This window comes from Streptomyces sp. NBC_01508, from assembly GCF_045040315.1.
GTDB lineage: Bacteria > Actinomycetota > Actinomycetes > Streptomycetales > Streptomycetaceae > Streptomyces.
In genome coordinates this window covers 7665211-7685790 of the sequence record NZ_CP109419.1, presented here as the reverse complement: position 1 = coordinate 7685790, position 20580 = coordinate 7665211, and the positions used below count along the sequence as shown (strand labels likewise).

At 69.2% G+C, this 20580-nt stretch carries 3 protein-coding genes and 1 pseudogene; all 4 read right to left on the bottom strand.

Annotation, left to right across the window (positions count from 1 at the left end):
- Nucleotides 1–8: 8 nt before the first annotated feature.
- Nucleotides 9–14603, bottom strand: a pseudogene (locus OG700_RS35360) (amino acid adenylation domain-containing protein); the annotation flags it as partial.
- A gap of 123 nt (nt 14604–14726) precedes the next feature.
- A complete protein-coding gene (locus OG700_RS35355) occupies nt 14727–16589 on the bottom strand; it encodes a condensation domain-containing protein (protein WP_405620816.1) in 1863 nt (620 codons plus the stop codon).
- An 86-nt stretch (nt 16590–16675) separates the two neighbouring features.
- The gene (locus OG700_RS35350) at nt 16676–17632 is read right to left on the bottom strand and encodes an AMP-binding enzyme (RefSeq protein ID WP_405620814.1); all 957 of its coding nucleotides are present in this window, start codon (nt 17630–17632) and stop codon (nt 16676–16678) included.
- Nucleotides 17554–20337 carry a condensation domain-containing protein gene (locus OG700_RS35345; protein WP_405620812.1) on the bottom strand — a complete coding sequence of 928 codons (2784 nt, stop codon included), beginning with the start codon at nt 20335–20337 and terminating at the stop codon, nt 17554–17556. The genes OG700_RS35350 and OG700_RS35345 overlap by 79 nt, the downstream gene beginning before the upstream one ends.
- Nucleotides 20338–20580: the final 243 nt, after the last annotated feature.

The window sequence follows — 20580 nt, the reverse complement described above, 5'->3', positions numbered from 1 at the left end:
CGGACGACTCACGCTCCGGGTTCCGCGCTCCGTGTCTCCATCCATTCCGCTATCGCCTGCCATGCCCGGCTCAGCATCTCGGGGATCATAAGGTCGGTGTGCCGGCAAGGCAGGCCGACCGCTGTCATCGCGCCGCGGACGTACGGCTCCCAGAGCCGCAGCCGTTCGTCCGGCGGGTCGCTCTCGGCGCCGGCCTCGGCGACGATGAGCAGCAGGTCGCCCCCGAAGACACCGGGCTGGTGCCGTCTGCGCATCGCTGTGTTGTTGCGGAAGATCTTCGCGATGAGGCGCAGTTCATCGTCGGAGATGCCGTCGATGACCTCGCCGATCTCCTCCCGGAACCGAGCCGCCATCTCCCTCAGCTGCGTCTCCGGGTCGCGCTCTTCGGGAGCCGGTCGCGTGGCGATCTCATCCTCCGCGACGCCGACGGGTTCTTCGGGCCCGGCGGCCTCGGAGGGCCGGGCCGACTCATCACTCCGAGCCTGGGTCGGGTAGGCGTCCATGACGACCAGGGCCGCAACAGTCTCACCCGCCGCCTCCAGCCGCACGGCCATCTCGTGTACGGGGATGCCACCGAACGAGAAGCCCACGAGGTGGTAGGGGCCGTTCGGCTGGACGGCACGGATCTGCTCGATGTATTCCGCCGCCAGTTCCTCGATGCTGCCCGGTAGCGTGCCGTTGCCGTCCATCCCGGCGGCCTGCAGCCCGTACAGCGGGATGCCGTCCGGGACGAACCGTGTCAGCGGCCGGTAGCACCAGCTCAGGCCGGACGCGGGGTGGACGAAGAAGAACGGCGGCTGATCGCCTTCGGCCCGGATCGGCAGGACCCTGCCGAGCGAATCGCCCATGGACGCCAGGTCCAACTGACGGACGACTCCGGCGACGGTCGGCGCAGCGAACACGTTGCGCACCGTGGTGGAAATCCCCTTCTCCCTCAGCCGCGCTACAAGCGTGACCGCCAGCAAGGAATGTCCGCCGAGCTGGAAGAAGTCGTCCTCGAAGCCGACGTCGTCGACCCCGAGGACTTCAGCGAACGCCTCGCTGACGAGGTACTCCAGGCTCGTGGCGAGATTTCTCGTGGTGGCCGTAGCGGTGCTCCCGGCGGTGTAGTCAGGGGCGGGCAGGGCCTTGCGGTTGAGCTTGCCGTTGGCGGTCAGTGGCAGGTCGTCCAGCGTGACGAACGCGGCCGGGACCATGTGCTCGGGCAGCCGCCGCGCCACGAAACCACGCAGCTCACCGGTATCAACATCGGCATCGGCGGCCGCGGCCACTACATAGGCGACCAGTCGCTTGTCGCCCTCGGTGTCCTCACGCGCGATCACCACGGCCCGGGCCACCTCCGGATGCGCCGACAGCACCGCCTCGACCTCACCCGGCTCGATCCGGAACCCACGGATCTTCACCTGGTCGTCCGCACGCCCGCCGAAGACCAACTGCCCGTCCACCGTCCACCGCACCACATCACCGGTGCGATACATCCGCTCCCCGCCCGACCCGAAGGGGCAGGCCACGAACCGCTCACCCGTCAACCCCGCACGACCCACATACCCGCGCGCCAGCCCAGCACCCGCCACATACAACTCCCCTGCCACACCCACCGGAACCGGCCGCAACACCTCATCCAGCACAAACAGACGCGTATTGGCGATCGGCGTGCCGACCGGCACCACACCCCCCGCCACCCCATCCGCAGTCAGCTCACCAGTGACCACCCCGACCGTGGTCTCCGTCGGCCCATAATGATTGAACACCCGCCGACCACCACCAGCCGCGGCCACCACCAACTCCCGCACCCAGCCCACCTGCGCGGCCTCACCACCCAGCACCACCGACCGCGCCGGCAACAACTCCTCCACACCCACCACAGCCGTCAACGCCGCCAGATGCGACGGCACCACCTTCACATGATCAATCCGCTGCTCAGCCACATACCGCGCCACCGCGACCGGATCCGTCACCGCCTCCGCACCCAGCACATGCAACTCCCCACCCGTGACCAGACTGCAGAACACCACCGTGTTACCCAAATCCGTCACCTGCGCCTGCAACAGCCCATACCGCGCCCCCGGCTCATCCCAGCCCAACCGCACCGACACCGAAACCACATAATTGGCCAGCGACCCATGCGTCACCGCCACACCCTTCGCCACCCCCGACGACCCCGACGTATACATCACATACGCCAAACCAGCCGCATCCACCACCACGGGCGGCACCACGCCCTCGGCGTCCGGGGCATTCCACAGTTCATCAATCCACGCCACCGGCACTCCCGCCGCCTGGACTGGCAACTCCGCACCGAATTCACGATCAGCCAAGACGACCTGCGCACCACTATCGGTGAGCATGAACGCCACCCGCTCCGCCGGCAGATCCCCATCGACCGGCAGATACGCCGCCCCCGCCCTCCACACCGCCAAAATCGCCGCCACCATCTCCACACCACGCGGCAGACACAACCCCACCACCGACTCCGCACCCACACCCAAATCCCGCAAATAGCACGCCAGACGATCCGCCTGCGCATCCAACTCCCGATACGACAACTCCGCACCATCAGCCACCAACGCCACCGCATCCGGAACCGCCCGCACCCGCTCCTCGAACAACCCCACCACCGACACACCCACCGGCTCCACCGCAGTGTCATTCCACCGCACCAACAACCGATCCCGCTCCCGCGCATCGAGAACACTCACCTCGGCCAGCCGCACCTCCGGAGCCGCAGCCACCGCCTCAAGCACCCGCACGAACCACCGCGCGAACCGACCCGCCGCGGCCTCATCGAACAGATCCGCCGACACCGTGACCACCCCGCGCAGGCCCGCCGGACGATTCTTGTCGTCGAACATCTCGGCGATCCCGACGTTCAGGTCGTACTTCGCCGATGCCGATACTGCCGCTCCGTCGGGCGAATCGGCGCCCGTACCGGTGCCGGTGCCCGCGCCCGGCAACTCCAGCGACGCCTCGCTGGTGTTCTGGAGGGTGAGAAACACCTGGAACAGCGGATGGCGGGACATCGACCGGGTTGGTGCCAGCTCCTCCACCAGACGTTCGAAAGGCACATCCTGATGCGCGAACGCCCCCAGGCTCGCCTCCCGCACCCGCCCCAGCACCTGCCGGAACTCCGGATCACCCGACAGATCCGTCCGGATCACCAGGCTGTTGACGAAGAACCCGACCAGGTCGTCCAGCGCCTCATCGTTGCGCCCCGCTATCGGAGACCCGATGGGAATGTCGGTACCGGCCCCGACGCGCGACAGCGTCACCGCCAGCGCGGCCTGCAGCGCCATGAATGCCGTCACGCCCTCGGCCCGCGCGAGCTCCGCCAACCGCTGGTGCACCTCCGTCGACACCCGCAGCGGCACCCGATGTCCTCGGTGGCCGGCCACAGCCGGTCGCGGGCGATCCACCGGCAGCGCCAGTTCCTCCGGCGCTCCGGCCAACGTGCTCCGCCAGTACGCCGTCTGTATCGACAGCAGGCTGTCGGGATCGGACTCCTCGCCCAGCAACTCCCGCTGCCAGAGGGTGTAGTCGGCGTACTGCACCGGCAGCGGCTCCCAGTCCGGGGCCTGGCCCCGCAGCCGCGCCGCGTAGGCCGTAGAGAGATCGCGGCCCAGCGGTGCCATCGACCAGCCGTCGCCGGCGATGTGATGCATCACGACCACCAGGAGCTGCTCGTCCCCCGACGCGAACAGCCACGCCCGGATCGGCACGTCCACCGCCAGATCGAACGCATACCTCGTCGCCCGCGCGACGGCTTCCGACTGTTCGGCGCGGTTCACGTGGGTGACCCGCAGTTCCCATTCCAGGTCCCGCAGGTCGAGGATCTGCTGGTACGGCTTGCCGTCCACCGCGGGAAAGACGGTCCGCAGCGACTCGTGCCGGGCGATCACATCCCGCAGTGCCGCTCCCAGCGCGGCGACATCCACGTCGCCGCTCAGCCGGATCGTCGTGGGCAGGTTGTACGTCGGACTCGGGCCTTCGAGCTGTGCGAGGAACCACAGCCGCCGCTGCGCGAACGACAACGGCACCCGCTCCGGACGCACCCCGGCCCGCAACGGCATACGAGCCCGCCCCGAGTTCTCGGTCATCCAAGCCGCCAGACCGGCCACCGTCGGGGCCTCGAACAAGGTCCGGACCTCGACCTCCACTCCCAACACGGCACGGATCCGCGACACCAGGCGCACCGCCAGCAGCGAATGGCCACCCAGATCGAAGAAGCCGTCGTGCACCCCCACCGACTCCAGCCCCAGCACGTCGGCGAACGCCGCACAGAGAATCTCTTCCTGCACCGTCGAGGGCCTACTGCCCGCTCCTGAGACGTACTCGGGGGCCGGCAACGCCATACGGTCGAGCTTGCCGTTCACCGTCAACGGCAGCACCGGCAGCGGGACGACTGCAGCCGGAACCATGTAGTCCGGCAACCGCCCCGCCATGAACTCCCGCAGACCAGCGAGGTCCACATCGTCGTTGCCGTCGTCGGCGGGAACGACGTAGGCGACCAGCCGCTGGTCCCCAGGCATGTCCTCGCGCACCACCACCACCGCCTGCCGAACCTCCGGGTGAGTCGAAAGCACGGCCTGGACCTCGCCGGGCTCGATCCGGAAGCCGCGCACCTTCACCTGCTCGTCGGCCCGCCCGACGAACACCAACCGGCCGTCCGGGGTCCACTTGACGACGTCCCCGGTGCGATACATCCGCTCACCGACAGAATCGAATGGACACGCCACGAACCTCTCGCCCGTCAACCCGGGACGTCCCACATATCCGCGTGCCACACCGGCACCGGCGACATACAGTTCGCCGGCGACCCCTACCGGGACAGGGCTGAGCGTGTCGTCGAGCACGAACAGGCGCGCGTTGGCGATCGGCGTACCGATCGACGGCTCATCACCGGGTGCAAGCGGCATCGACATCGACGCACACACGGTGATCTCTGTCGGACCATAGGCGTTGATCAGACGGCGGGCCGGCGCCCACCGTTCGACCAAACTCGCGTCCAGGGCCTCGCCGGCGGATACGAGCGTGGTCACCGAGTCCAGGTCGGCGGCGCCGAGAGCCCTCAAGACCGCCGGCGGCAGCGTCGCATGCGTGATGCCGTGACCGGCTATCAGATCGACCAGCCCACCACCAGGCAGCAACTCGTCCGCCGACGCCATCACCAGTGCCGCACCCGAGCACAGCGTCACCAGCACTTCCGACACCGCCGCGTCGAACCCGGCCGAGGCGAATTGCAGCACCCGCGAGCCCTGTTCCACCGCGAACCGCCCGCCCTGGGCGGCCACCAGGCTCACGACCCCGGCGTGGGCAACCGCCACACCCTTCGGCGCCCCCGACGACCCGGACGTGTAGATCACATACGCCAGGCCGGCCGGGTCGATCGACACCTCTGGCGCGGTCTCCGGATGAACGTCCACAAGCGCGGACGTCGTCCGGTCGTCGAGGGCGACCAACGGCACCCGGCCGACCGGCAGGTCATCCAGCAGATCCTGGGTGCCCAGGACGAGCTGCGCCCGGCTGTCGGCCAGCATGTAGGCCACCCGGTCCACCGGAAGCCGCCCATCGATCGGCAGGTATGCCGCACCCGCCTTCAGCACGGCCAGGATCGCGGTCACGAGGCCGGCGCCGCGCGGCAGGCACAGGCCCACCACCGACTCCGGCCCCACGCCCATGGCGCGCAGATGATGGGCCACCCGGTTCGCCGCCACGTCCAGCTCCCGATACGACAACTCCGCCTCATCAGCCACCACCGCGACCGCACCCGGCGCAGCCGCCACCTGCCGCTCGAACACCTCCACCACCGACACACCCACCGGCTCCACCGCAGTGTCATTCCACCCGCCGATCAGCAGCTCGCGCTCCTGCCCATCGAGAATGTCCACCGCTCCGAGCCGCACATCAGACGTCGTGGTCACCACATCGAGCACCCGCGTGATCCAGCCGGCGAACCTGGCGGCTGCCGGTTCGTCGAACAGGTCCGCCGCCACCGTCACCATGCCGTGCCATCCCGCCGGCCGGCGCTGACCATCGAGCTGCTCCACCATCGTCACGTCGAGATCGAACTTCGCGGGCACCGGCACCGAGCCGTCCACCGTGGAAGCTCCACGGCCGGTCCGCCGCCCCGGCATTTCGAGCGACGCGCGCTCCATGGTCTGCACGGTCAGCGTGACCTGGAACAGCGGATGGCGGGACATCGACCGGGTTGGTGCCAGTTCTTCCACCAGACGTTCGAAAGGCACGTCCTGGTGCGCGAACGCCCCCAGGCTCGCCTCCCGCACCCGGCTCAGCACCTGCCGGAACTCCGGGTCCCCGGACAGGTCCGTACGGATCACCAGGCTGTTCAGGAAGAACCCGACCAGGTCGTCCAACGCCTCGTCATTGCGCCCCGCTATCGGAGACCCGATGGGAATGTCGGTACCGGCCCCGACGCGCGACAGCGTCACCGCCAGCGCGGCCTGCACCACCATGAACGGCGTCACGCCCTCGGCCCGCGCCAGCTCTGTCACCCGCTGGTGCACCTCGGCCGACACCCGGAATCCCACGGCGTGACCGCGGTGGCTGGCCACCACGGGCCGTGGCCGATCCACCGGCAACGCCAGCTCTTCCGGAACTCCGGCCAACACCCCGCGCCAGTACCGCACCTGCTCCGACAGCCGACTGTCCGGATCGGACTCCTCGCCCAACAACTCCCGCTGCCACAGGGCGTAGTCGGCGTACTGAACCGGCAGCGGCTCCCACTGCGGGGCCTGGCCCCGCAGCCGCGCCGCATACGCCATCGACACATCCCGGCTCAGCGGACCCATCGACCAGCCGTCGCTGGCGATGTGATGCATGACCACGACCAGCACCTGCTCGTCAGGACCGGCCTCGAACAGCCACGCCCGAACCGGAAGCTCCGCTGACAGATCGAACGCATACCCCGAGGCCTGCCCCACGACCGCAGGCAGTTCACCGGGCGCCACCTGGGTGACCTGGAGAGCCCAGTCCAGTTCCCTCGGGGCAAGGATGCGCTGGTAGGGCTCACCGTCCACGGCCGGGAATACCGTCCGCATCGACTCATGACGTTCGACCACATCCCGCAGCGCCGCACCCAGCACCGCGGCGTCCACCCCGCCCAGCGATACCACCATGGGAATGTTGTAGGTCGGGCTCGGCCCCTCCAACTGCCCCAGGAACCACAGCCGCCGCTGCGCGAACGACAACGGCACCCGCTCCGGACGCACCCCGGCCCGCAACGGCATACGAGCCTGCCCCGAGTTCTCGGTCATCCAAGCCGCCAGACCGGCCACCGTCGGGGCCTCGAACAGCGTCCGGACCTCGACCTCCACCCCCAGCACCACACGAATCCGCGACACCAGGCGCACCGCCAGCAGCGAATGGCCACCCAGATCGAAGAAGCCGTCGTCCACACCCACCGACTCCACCCCGAGGATGTCGGCGAACGCCGCACACAGGATCTCCTCCTGGACGGTGGCCGGACCCCGGCCCACCCCGGTGGCGTACTCAGGCGCGGGCAGGGCCTTGCGGTCGAGCTTGCCGTTGGCGGTCAGCGGCAGCTCGTCCAGCGTGACGAACGCGGCCGGGACCATGTGCTCGGGCAGCCGCCGCACCAGGAACTCCCGTACGCCGCCACTGTCCACATCCTCGGCATCGGCGGCGGGGACCAGGTAGGCGACCAGCCGCTTGTCACCCTCGGTGTCCTCACGCGCGATCACCACAGCCCGGGCCACCTCCGGATGCGCCGACAGCACGGCCTCGACCTCACCCGGCTCGATCCGGAAGCCGCGGATCTTCACCTGATCGTCCGCACGCCCGCCGAAGACCAACTGCCCGTCCACCGTCCACCGCACCACATCACCGGTGCGATACATCCGCTCCCCGGAACCGGTCCCGAACGGACAGGCCACGAACCGCTCACCGGTCAGAGACGGGCGACTCACATACCCGCGCGCCAGCCCAGCACCCGCCACATACAACTCCCCGCCCACACCCACCGGCACCGGCCGCAACACCTCATCCAGCACGTACAGCCGGGTGTTGCCGATCGGCGTCCCGACCGGCACCACACCCCCCGCCACCCCATCCGCAGTCAGCTCACCAGTGACCACCCCGACCGTGGTCTCCGTCGGCCCATAATGATTGAACACCCGCCGACCACCACCAGCCGCGGCCACCACCAACTCCCGCACCCAGCCCACCTGCGCGGCCTCACCACCCAGCACCACCGACCGCGCCGGCAACAACTCCTCCACACCCACCACAGCCGTCAACGCCGCCAGATGCGACGGCACCACCTTCACATGATCAATCCACTGCTCACGCAGATACCCGGACACCGCCTCCGGATCCGTCACCGCCTCCGCACCCAGCACATGCAACTCCCCACCCGTGACCAGACTGCAGAACACCACCGTGTTACCCAGATCCGTCACCTGCGCCTGCAACAGCCCATACCGCGCCCCCGGCTCATCCCAGCCCAACCGCACCGACACCGAAACCACATAATTGGCCAGCGACCCATGCGTCACCGCCACACCCTTCGCCACCCCCGACGACCCCGACGTATACATCACATACGCCAAACCAGCCGCATCCACCACCACACCCGGCGACGCATCCGGCGACGCACCCACGTAACCATCCAGCAGTGCAGCGGTCATCGGATCATCGACCGCGACCATCCGCACCCTGCCGACCGGGAGGTCGTCCAGCGCTTCCCGAGTGCCAAGGAGCAGCTGCGCCCGGCTGTCGGCCAGCATGAACGCCACCCGCTCCGCCGGCAGATCCCCATCGATCGGCAGATACGCCGCCCCCGCCTTCCACACCGCCAAAATCGCCGCCACCATCTCCACACCACGCGGCAGACACAACCCCACCACCGACTCCGCACCCACACCCAAATCCCGCAAATGACACGCCAGACGATCCGCGGACGCATCGAGTTCACGGAACGTCAGACCCGCACCATCAGCCACCAGCGCCACCGCATCCGGAACCGCCCGCACCCGCTCCTCGAACAACCCCACCACCGACACACCCACCGGCTCCACCGCAGTGTCATTCCACCGCACCAGCAGCAGGTCCCGCTCCTGCGCATCCAGCACCTCGATCGCATGCACCGCGACATCCGGGCCAGCCGTCACCGCCTCAAGCACCCGCACGAACCACCGCGCGAACCGACCCGCCGCGGCCTCATCGAACAGATCCGCCGCCACTGTCATCGCCCCACGCAGCCCCGCCGCCCCTCCCTCGGCGTCATACGCCTCGCCAAGAGAGACCCACACGTCGAACTTCACCGAGGCCGTGCCGTCGGCGCCCAGCTGCGCATTGCCACCGCCGGCCCGGGCCCCGGGCAGATCAAGGGCCGCGCCTCCGGTGGTCTGCATGGTCAGCACCACCTGCGCCAGCGGGTGCCGGGCCATCGACCGCTCCGGCGCCAGCTCCTCCACCAGCCGCTCGAACGGCACATCCTGATGCGCGAACGCCCCCAGACTCGCCTCCCGCACCCGCCCCAACACCTGCCGGAACTCCGGATCACCCGACAGATCCGTCCGGATCACCAACGTGTTCAAGAAGAGCCCGACCAGGTCGTCCAACGCCTCATCGGTGCGCCCGGCAACCGGCGCCCCGATCGGAATGTCCGTACCCGCTCCGATCCGCGAGACCATCACCGCCAGCGCGGCCTGCAGCACCATGAACACCGTCACGCCCTCGGCCCGTGCCAGCTCCACCACCCGCTGATGCATCTCACGGGGTATCAGCAGCGGCACCGCGTAGCCACGGTGACTGGCCGCCGCCGGACGCGCCCGGTCCACCGGCAGCGCCAGCTCCTCCGGCGCACCCGCCAGCGCCCGTCGCCAGTAACCCACCTGCTGCGACAGGACGCTGTTGGGATCCGAGTCTTCCCCCAGCACATCCCGCTGCCACAACGCGTAATCCGCGTACTGCACCGCCAGCGGCTCCCAGCCCGGAGCCTCGCCGCGCAGCCGCGCCGTATACGCCGCAGACAGATCCCGGCTCAGCGGGCCCATCGACCACCCGTCACCGGCGATGTGATGCACCACCACCATGAGCAGCCGCTCACCCGGCCCGGACTCGAACAGCCAGGCCCGGATCGGCACTTCCGCCGACAGATCGAACGCATACTCCGCCGCCTGCCGCACCGCCCCGCCCAGCTCACTGGCCGCCAACCGGACCACGTCCAGCTCCCAGCCCAGCTCCTCCGGACGCAGGATCTGCTGGTACGGCTCACCGTCCACGGCCGGGAACACCGTCCGCAGCGACTCGTGCCGACCGATCACATCCCGGAACGCCTCTTCCAGCACACCGGCATCGACACCGCTGAGCCTGATCGGCACCGGGATGTTGTAGGTCGGGCTCGGTCCCTCCAGCTGGGCCAGGAACCACAGCCGCCGCTGCGCGAACGACAACGGCACCCACTCCGGACGCGCCCCCGCTCGCAGCGGCATGCGAGCCGCCCCCGCGCCCTCGGCCACCCGGGCCGCGAGCCCGGCCACCGTCGGGGCCTCGAACAGCGCCCGAAGCCCGACTTCCACCCCGAGCACCGTACGAATCCGCGCAGTCAACCGCACCGCCAGCAGCGAATGGCCGCCCAGCCGGAAGAAGTCGTCATCGACCCCCACCGACTCCAGACCCAGCACATCGGCGAACACCCCGCACAGGATCTCCTCCTGCACCGTCGCCGGGGCACGGCCGCCGCCCGCGACGTACTCCGGCGCCGGCAGCGCCTTGCGGTCCAGCTTGCCGTTGACCGTCAGCGGCAGTTCCGCCAGCACCACCACCGCGGCGGGCACCATGTAGTCCGGCAACCGCGCCGCGACAAACTCACGCACACCGTCCGCGTCGAGCGCGGTGCCGTCCTCCTCGTCGGCAGGCACCACGTAGGCCACCAGACGCTTGTCACCCGGCACATTTTCACGCGCCACGACCGCGACCTGCCGCACGTCCGCATGCGTGTCCAGCACCGCCTCGATCTCACCAAGCTCGATCCGGAAGCCACGCACCTTCACCTGTTCATCGGTACGCCCGACGAACATCATTCGCCCATCGGCCATCCACTTCACCAGGTCACCGGTCCGGTACATCCGCTCACCGGCCGACCCGAACGGACAGGCCACAAACCGCTCACCCGTCAGCCCCGCCCAGCCGACATACCCCCGTGCGACACCCGGTCCTGCCACGTACAGCTCCCCGGCCATCCCCGCCGGCACCGGCCACAGCGCGTCGTCCAGCACGTACAGGCGCGCGTTGGCAACGGGCGTGCCGATCGTCGGCTCATCACCGGCGGCCAGCGGCGCCGACATGGAGGAGCACACCGTGATCTCAGTCGGACCGTATGCGTTGATCAGCCGCCGGTCCGGCGCCCACCGCTCCACCAGCCCCGCGTCCAACGCCTCACCGGCAGACACCAGCGTGGTCACCGACGCCAGATCCGGCACGGCCAGGGCGCCCAGCACGACCGGGGGCAGCGTCGCATGGGTCACCCCATGCCGGGCCACCACGTCTGCGAGCCCACCGCCCGGAACCAGTTCGTCCGCCGACGCCACCACCAAGGCGGCCCCCGCGCCCAACGCCATCAGCACTTCCCACGTCGCGGCGTCGAAACCGATCGACGCGAACTGCAGCACCCGCGCGTCACGTTCCACCTCGAACCGCTCGATCTGGGCGGTCGCGAGATTCACCGTTCCGCCGTGGGTGAGCGCAACGCCCTTCGGCGTGCCCGTCGACCCCGACGTATAGATGACGTACGCCAGCCCGGCAGCGCCCACGGTGAAGTCGGGCGCGGTCTGCGGACAGGCGTCGATCCGGTCGCGCACACGTCGGTCGTCCAACTGCGCCACGGGCACCCCGTCCAGCGCGTCGGCCGGCACCGCCTCCGAACCGCTGGTCAGCACGACCGAAGCGCCGCTGTCAGCGATCATGAAGCGGATACGCTCCGCCGGCTGCCGGGCGTCGATCGGCAGATATGCCGCTCCCGCCTTCCACACCCCCAGGATCGCGGTCACCAACTCCGCACCACGAGGCAGGCACAACCCCACCACGGACTCCATGCCCATGCCCATGCCCATGCCGCGCAGATAGTGCGCCAGTCGATTGGCCGCCGCATCCAGCTGCGCATACGACAGTTGAACCCCGTCGCCGACCACCGCCACCGCACCCGGAGTTCGCGCCACCTGCGCCTCGAACAGCTCCACCATCGACGAACCGGCCACCTCGACCGCCGAGTCGTTCCATCCGCGCAGCAGCTGCTCTCGTTCGTCGACCCCCAGTACGTTCACGGCACCCAGCCGGGTGTCGGGCGCCGCGGTCACCTGCTCCAGCGCCCGGCTCCACCGCTGAGCGAGGGCCTCCACCGAGCCGAAGTCGAACAGATCCACCGCCCCGATGACCGACCCACGCAACCCCGCCGGAGAACCGTCTTCGTCGTAGACCTCCCCGACCATCACATCCACATCGCACTTCGCCGACGCCGTCATCGCGCCCTCGACTCCGGCGACCCCGCCCGTCCGCACACCAGGCATCTCCAGCCCGGCCCGCTCGACGTTCTGCAAGGTCAACGACACCTGGAACAGGGGATGCCGGGCCATCGACCGCTCCGGCGCCAGCTCCTCCACCAGCCGCTCGAACGGCACATCCTGATGCGCGAACGCACCCAGACTCGCCTCCCGCACCCGCCCCAGCACCTGCCGGAACTCCGGATCACCCGACAGATCCGTCCGGATCACCAACGTGTTGATGAAGAACCCGACCAGGTCGTCCAACGCCTCGTCGGCGCGACCGGCCACACCGGACCCGATCGCGACATCGGTGCCCGCGCCGAGCCGCGACAGCGTCACCGCGAGGGCGGCCTGTACGACCATGAACACCGTCACGCCCTCGGCCCGCGCCAGGTCGACCAGACGCTGGTGCACCTCCGCGGAGACCCGCAACGGCACCTGGTGCCCCACATGCGTCGCCACGGCAGGACGCGGCCGGTCCACCGGCAGCGCGATCTCCTCCGGCGCACCGGCCAGCGCCTGCCGCCAGTAGCCGACCTGTGCCGCTATCAGGCTGTCGGGGTCGGACTCCTCGCCCAGCAGCTCTCGCTGCCAGAGGCTGTAGTCGGCGTACTGCACCGGCAGCGGCTCCCAGTCCGGGGCCTCACCACGCAGCCGCGCCGCATACGCCGCCGACAGATCCCGGCCCAGCGGGCCGCGGGACCAGCCGTCGCTGGCGATGTGGTGCATGAGTACCACCAGCACCTGCTCCTCCGGCCCGGCCTCGAACAGCCACGCCCGGATCGGCAACTCCCCCGACAAATCAAACGCATAACGCGACGCCTCCGCCACCGCATCGGCCAGGTTCTCGGGAGCGACCTCGGAAACCTCAAGCCCCCAGTCCAGGTCCAACGGGTCGAGGATCCGCTGGTAGGGCTCACCGTCCACGGCCGGGAACACCGTCCGCAACGACTCATGCCGCCCGATCACATCCCGCAACGCGGCATCCAGCACAGCAGTGTCCACACCGCTCAGCCGGAGCGGCACCGGGATGTTGTACGTCGGGCTCGGCCCCTCCAACTGGTCGATGAACCACAGCCGCTGCTGCGCGAAGGACAGCGGCACCCGCTCCGGCCGCGACTCCGCCACCGCCAACGCCCTTCGGGCCTCCCCTGCACCCTCGGCCAGCCGCGCCGCGAGGCCGGCCACCGTCGGGACCTCGAACAGCGTCCGGACCTCGACCTCCACCCCCAGCACCACCCGAATCCGCGAGGTCAGCCGTACCGCCAGCAGCGAATGCCCGCCCAGATCGAAGAAGTTGTCGTCGACGCCGACCGACTCCACACTCAGCACGTCGGCGAACACCGCGCACAGGATCTCCTCCCGCACCGTCGCCGGGGCACGGCCGACACCCGTGGCGTACTCCGGCGCCGGCAGGGCCTTACGGTCGAGCTTCCCGTTAACCGTCAGCGGCAGCTCGCCCAGCGTCACGAACGCGGCCGGCACCATGTACTCCGGCAACCGGGACGTGGCCGACTCTCGCAGCCCATCTCCGTCAAGAGCATCGACATCCCGGTCCACCGGCACCACGTAGGCGATCAGACGCTTGTCGCCCGGGGTGTCCTCCCGCACGATGACCGCGGCCTGCGCCACCTCGGCATGCATCGACAACACGGCCTCGATCTCGCCGGGCTCGATGCGGAAGCCGCGGATCTTCACCTGCTCATCCGCACGGCCGCCGAACAGCAGCTGACCGCCCGGCGTCCACTTCACCAGGTCCCCGGTGCGGTACATGCGCTCCCCGGAGCCGGTCCCGAACGGGCACGCCACGAACCGCTCCCCGGTCAGCGACGCACGCCCCACATACCCACGTGCCACACCGGCACCGGCCACATACAGCTCGCCCAGGACCCCGACCGGCACCGGCTGCAGCGCCTCGTCCAACACGAACGCACGGACGTTGGCGATCGGCCCACCGATCGACGGCACATCACCCGGCACCAGCGGCTGCGACATCGACGCACACACCGTCACCTCCGTCGGACCATACGCATTGACCAGCCGACGCCCCGACGACCACCGCTCCACCAACCCCGCGTCCAACGCCTCACCCGCGCGACCTCACCAACCAGTCGTCACCGACCACGCCAGCATCACCCTCCACACCCACACGCCCCCAACGCCGCCGGGCGGCAACGTCACCACGCGTCACCGACAATGCCGCGCTCAGCCACCTCCACCAACGCCACCACCTCCGGCAACAACTCCTCCACCGGCACCCACCACCAACGCAGCCCCCGAACACAACGTCACCAACATCTCGGAAACCGCCGCATCGAACCCGACCGACGCAAACTGCAACACCCGCGCACCCGACCCCACCACAAACCGCTCAACCTGCGCCGCCACCAAATTCACCACCCCTGCATGCACCACCCCCACACCCTTCGGCACCCCCGTCGAACCCGACGTATAAACCACATACGCCAACCCAGCAGACTCCGGTACCACCCCGGGCGACGTGTCCGAACAACCGTCGACCAGCATGGTGGTCATCGGGTCATCGACCGCAACCATCCGTACCCGCCCCACCGGCAGATCATCCAACGCCTCCTGCGTCCCCAGCACCAACTGCGCACGGCTGTCAGCCAGCATGAACGCCACCCGCTCCACCGGCAGCCGCCCATCAACCGGCAGATACGCCGCCCCCGCCTTCAACACCCCCAGGATGGCGGTCACCAACTCCCCACCACGCGGCAGACACACCCCCACCACCGACTCCGCACCCACACCCATCCCACGCAGATAGTGCGCCAGCCGATTCGCGCGCACATCCAACTGCGCATACGACAACTCGACACCGTCACCGACCACCGCCACCGCACCCGGAGCCCGCGCCACCTGCGCCTCGAACAACTCCACCACCGACGCACCCGCAACCGGGGCCGCAGTGTCATTCCACTCGACGAGAACCTGATCCCGCTCACTCGCGTCGAGGACAACGACCGCGCCCAGCCGGGTGTCGGGCGCCGTCGTGACCAGCTCAAGCACCCGGTTCCACCGCTCGGCCATGGCCTCCACCGAACCGGCGTCGAACAGATCCACCGCCCCGGTCACCGACCCACGCAACCCCGCCGGAGAACCGTCCTGGTCGTAGGCCTCCCCCACCATCACGTCCACATCACACTTCACCGACGCCGCCACGGCCGCCTCCATGCCGGCCACCGACCCCGCCCGCACACCAGGCATCTCCAACCCCGCGCGCTCCACGTTCTGCAACGTCAGGACCACCTGCGCCAGCGGATGCCGGGCCAGCGACCGCTCCGGCGCCAGCTCCTCCACCAACCGCTCGAACGGCACATCCTGATGCGCCAACGCACCCAGACTCGCCTCCCGCACCCGCCCCAACACCTCCCGGAACTCCGGATCACCCGACAGATCCGTACGAATCACCAACGTGTCGACGAAGAAGCCCACCAACTCGTCCAACGCCTCATCCGTGCGACCCGCCACACCGGACCCGATCGCGACATCGGTGCCCGCGCCGAGCCGCGACAGCGTCACCGCCAACGACGCCTGCAGCACCATGAACACCGTCACGCCCTCGGCCCGCGCCAGCTCCACCACCCGCCGATGCACCTCGGCCGGCACCCGCAACGGCACCTGGTGCCCCACATGCGTCGCCACCGCAGGACGCACCCGGTCCACCGGCAACGCCAGCTCCTCCGGCACCCCGGCCAGCGCCCGCCGCCAGTAACCCACCTGCTGCGACAGCACACTGTCCGGATCCGACTCCTCCCCCAACAACTCCCGCTGCCACAGCGTGTAATCGGCATACTGCACCGGCAACGGCACCCAGCCCGGAGCCTCGCCACGCAACCGAGCCGCATACGCAGTGGACAGATCCCGCGCCAGCGGCGCGGTCGACCAGCCGTCGCCGGCAATGTGGTGCACCACCACCAGCAGCACATGTTCATCCCCCGACGCGAACAGCCACGCCCGGATCGGCACTTCCACCGACAGATCGAACGCATATCGCGTCGCCTGCTCCACGGCATCGGCCAGCCGGCCGGACTCCACCTGGCGCACGTCCAGTTCCCAGTCCAGGTCCCTGCAGGTCGAGGATCTGCTGATACGGCTCACCGTCCACGGCCGGGAACATCGTCCGCAGCGACTCATGCCGCCCGATCACATCCCGGAACGCCTGCGCCCAAGGCCGCGGGCTCCACGTTCCCCGTCAGCCGAACGACCGCAGGAAGATTGTACGTCGGGCTCGGCCCCTCCAACTGGTCGATGAACCACAGCCGCCGCTGCGCGAACGACAACGGCACCCGCTCCGGACGCATCACCGCCGCCCGCAACGGCGTCCGCGACTGCCCCGCGCTCTCCGCCAACCGGGCCGCGAGCCCGGCCACCGTCGGCGCCTCGAACAACACCCGCAGTGGCAACTCCGCACCGAGCACGGTCCGGATCCGCGAGACCAGCCGTACCGCCAGCAGCGAGTGACCGCCCAGCTCGAAGAAGCCGTCGTCGACGCCGACCGACTCCAGGCCCAGCACCTCGGCGAACACCCCGCACAGAATCTCTTCCTGCGCCGTCGAGGGTCCCCGCCCCGTACCGGCTGCGGCAGCATATGCGGGGGCCGGCAGGGCTTTGCGGTCGAGTTTGCCGTTGGCGGTCAGCGGCAGCTCCGCCAGCGTGACGAACGCAGCCGGGAGCATGTAGTCCGGCAACCGCGATGCGGCAAAGTCCCGCACGTCATCGCTGACCGCTTCCGCGTCGCCGTCGGCGGGGACGACATAGGCGACCAGACGCTTGTCACCTGGAGTGTCCTCGCGGGCGATGACCGCGGCCTGCGCCACCTCGGCATGCATCGACAACACGGCCTCGATCTCGCCGGGCTCGATGCGGAAGCCGCGGATCTTCACCTGATCATCCGCACGGCCGCCGAACAGCAACTGACCGCCCGGCGTCCACTTCACCAGGTCCCCGGTGCGGTACATGCGCTCCCCGGAACCGGTCCCGAACGGGCACGCCACGAACCGCTCCCCGGTCAGCGACGCACGCCCCACATAGCCCCGCGCCACCCCCGCACCGGCCACATACAGCTCGCCCAGGACCCCGACCGGCACCGGCGGACAGCAGTCTCGTCCAACGACGAACAGCACGGACGTTGGCGATCGGCCCACCGATCGACGGCACATCGGACCCGGCCGCCAGCGGCTGCGACATCGCCCACGCCACCATCACGGTCACCTCCGTCGGACCATACGCATGTGCACCAGCCGACGCCCCGACGACCACCGCTGCGCACCAACCCGCGCGTCCAACGCCTCACCCGCCGACCACCAACGTCGTCGACCGAACCCAGATCACCCACACTCCAACAGGCCCCAACACCGCGGACGGCAGCGTCACATGCGTCACCGAATGACCGCGCCAGCCACCTCCACCAGCCCACCGCCCGGCAACAACTCCTCGGCACCGACCACCACCAGCGAAACCGCACCCGCAACACAACGTCGGTACTCACCTCAAGCACGGATGCGTCGAAGCTGAACGACGCGAACTGCAGCATCCGCACCCCCGGCCCGGCGCCCATCACCGGACCGAACTCCGCTGCCAGATTCGCCAACGACCCGTGCGAGACCCCCACGCCCTTGGGGACACCCGTGGACCCGGATGTATAGATCACATACGCCAGCTCCATCGGCAGACTCCGGTACCAGCCGCGGCGCGAAGTCTCCGACATGGCCGCTATCTGCGCCTGCACCTGTCGGTCGTCCAATCCCACCGGCATTACGCCGCGTAGTGGCAACTCATCCAGCACATCCTCGATGCCGAGTAACACGGGTATGCGGCTGTCGGCCACCATGAACCCGATCCGTTCCGCCGGATGCCCTGTATCAATCGGCAGATATGCCGCTCCGGCCTTCAAGATTCCCAGAACCGCAGTGACCATCTGCGCACCGCGCGGCAAGCAGAGCCCGACTACCACCTCCGGCCCCACCCCCAGACCCCGCAGGAAATGCGCCAAGCGATTCGACGCGACATCAAGCTCGCGATACGTCAGCACGTCCTGACCAGCGACCACAGCAGGAGCGTCAGGATCAGCCGCCACCTGCCGCGCGAACACCTCCACGACAGTCCCGCCTAGATCACCGACAGCAGTGTCGTTCCACTCCACGAGCACCTGCTCGCGCCCCTGCTGATCGAGCACATTCACCGCAGTGAGCGGCACATCGGGCCCGCCGTGCAGCGTGCCGGCCAAGGCATTGACCGCGTTCTCAATCGCGGTGCACCACAGACGGCAGACCTCCCGCGGATCGATGGGATCAACCGCCAGCGCACTCACGCGCAGTCCAGCGGCACCGTTGTCATTGACGGCCACGGCCAACGGGTAGTTGGTCTGGTCCCGTTCAAAGACATACCGAACGCCTTCAATCGAACGCTGCTCCACAGCATCCGATTCCTGCTCGGCAGGGCGGTAGTTGAAGAGAGAGGTGAACAGCGGGGTGTCGCCCGCGATCCCGCTGGCCTGTTGAGCCAGCGCCAGCGGGGCGTGCTCGTGTTCGAGCAGCGCCGCCAACTGGTCCCGCATCCCATCGACCGCAGCCCGCACACCGACCCCACCGGTCCGCACCCGCACCGGGAGGCTATTGATGAACGGACCTACTACCCGATCGGCTCCTGCACCGGCGGTCATCCGTCCGAGTAGCACCGTGCCGAACACCACGTCATCCCGACCCGACAGCACCGCCAGCACGCGCGCCCACACCACATGCAGCACAGTGGCCGGGCTGACCCCCATCTGCCGCGTCACCTGCCGCAGCGTCTCCACCACCTCATCGGAGAGCGGCATGCTTTCAGCCACCACATCGCTGCCGTCACCGCGTACGTCGAGCGCCCCGTACGGGGCGGTCGGCTCGGTCACATCAGACAGCAGCTCGGCGAAGTACCGCTCATGCTCCGCCCGAGGCACCGCCCGCATCTGCGCCACAAAGTTCCGGAACGGCAGTGCGGGCCTCAGCTCCTCGGGCTGCCCAGCCAGGATCGCCCGCAGCTCCTGCAACATCATGTCCATGCCCAGGTGGTCCTGCAGCATGTGGTGCATCCGCACCACACCCAGCCACCGGCCCTCCGCCACCTCGGCCACATGCAGGTCCGTCAACGGCGCCCGGTCGAGATCCATCACCGACCCTGCCAGGGCGGTCAAGTCCTCCACCCGCTGCGCAGACTCGCCGGAATCAACCTCGAGGACGTGCTCGACGACCGGCAGTACGGCCCGACGCCATACGACCTGGACCGGCTCCGCCAGCCCCTGCCACACCACACTGGTGCGGTAGATGTCGTGCCGGTCCATCACCTGCTGCAGGGCCTGTACGAACGTCTCCAGCCGGGCCCGCGAGTCGAACTCCACCACACGCGCGGTCAGATAGACGTCCCCACCCTCACCCGCCATGAGGTGGTGGAAGAACATCCCCTCCTGCAGCGGAGCCAGCGGATAGATGTCCGCCACATTCGCCGCTCCGCCGTCGACCGCCGCGACCACCCGGTCGACCTCGGCCTGCGACAGCTCCACCAGCGGCAGCATCTCGGGCGTGATCCGCTCCGCACCAACCGGAATCAGATTCTCCGGCACCTCCACCGCTTCGCTACCGGTAGCCATGGCCAACCCGGCCGGCGTCGGCGCTTCGAACAGCGCCCGCACCGACACCGACACACCCCGAACCCGCAACCGCTCCACCAGGGTCACCGCCAGCAGCGAATGCCCACCCAGCCGGAAGAAGTTGTCGTCGACGCCGACCGACTCCAGTCCCAGCACGTCGGCGAACACCGCGCACAGGACCTCCTCCCGCACCGTCGCCGGGGCACGGCCGACGCCCGTGGCGTACTCCGGCGCGGGCAGGGCCTTGCGGTCGAGCTTGCCGTTGACCGTCAGCGGCAGCTCGCCCAGCGTCACGAACGCGGCCGGCACCATGTACTCCGGCAACCGCGACGCCACGAGGTCTCGTAGCCCATCTCGCGTCCATGCCGCATCGACCGATGCCCGCGTCCACCGGCACCACGTAGGCGATCA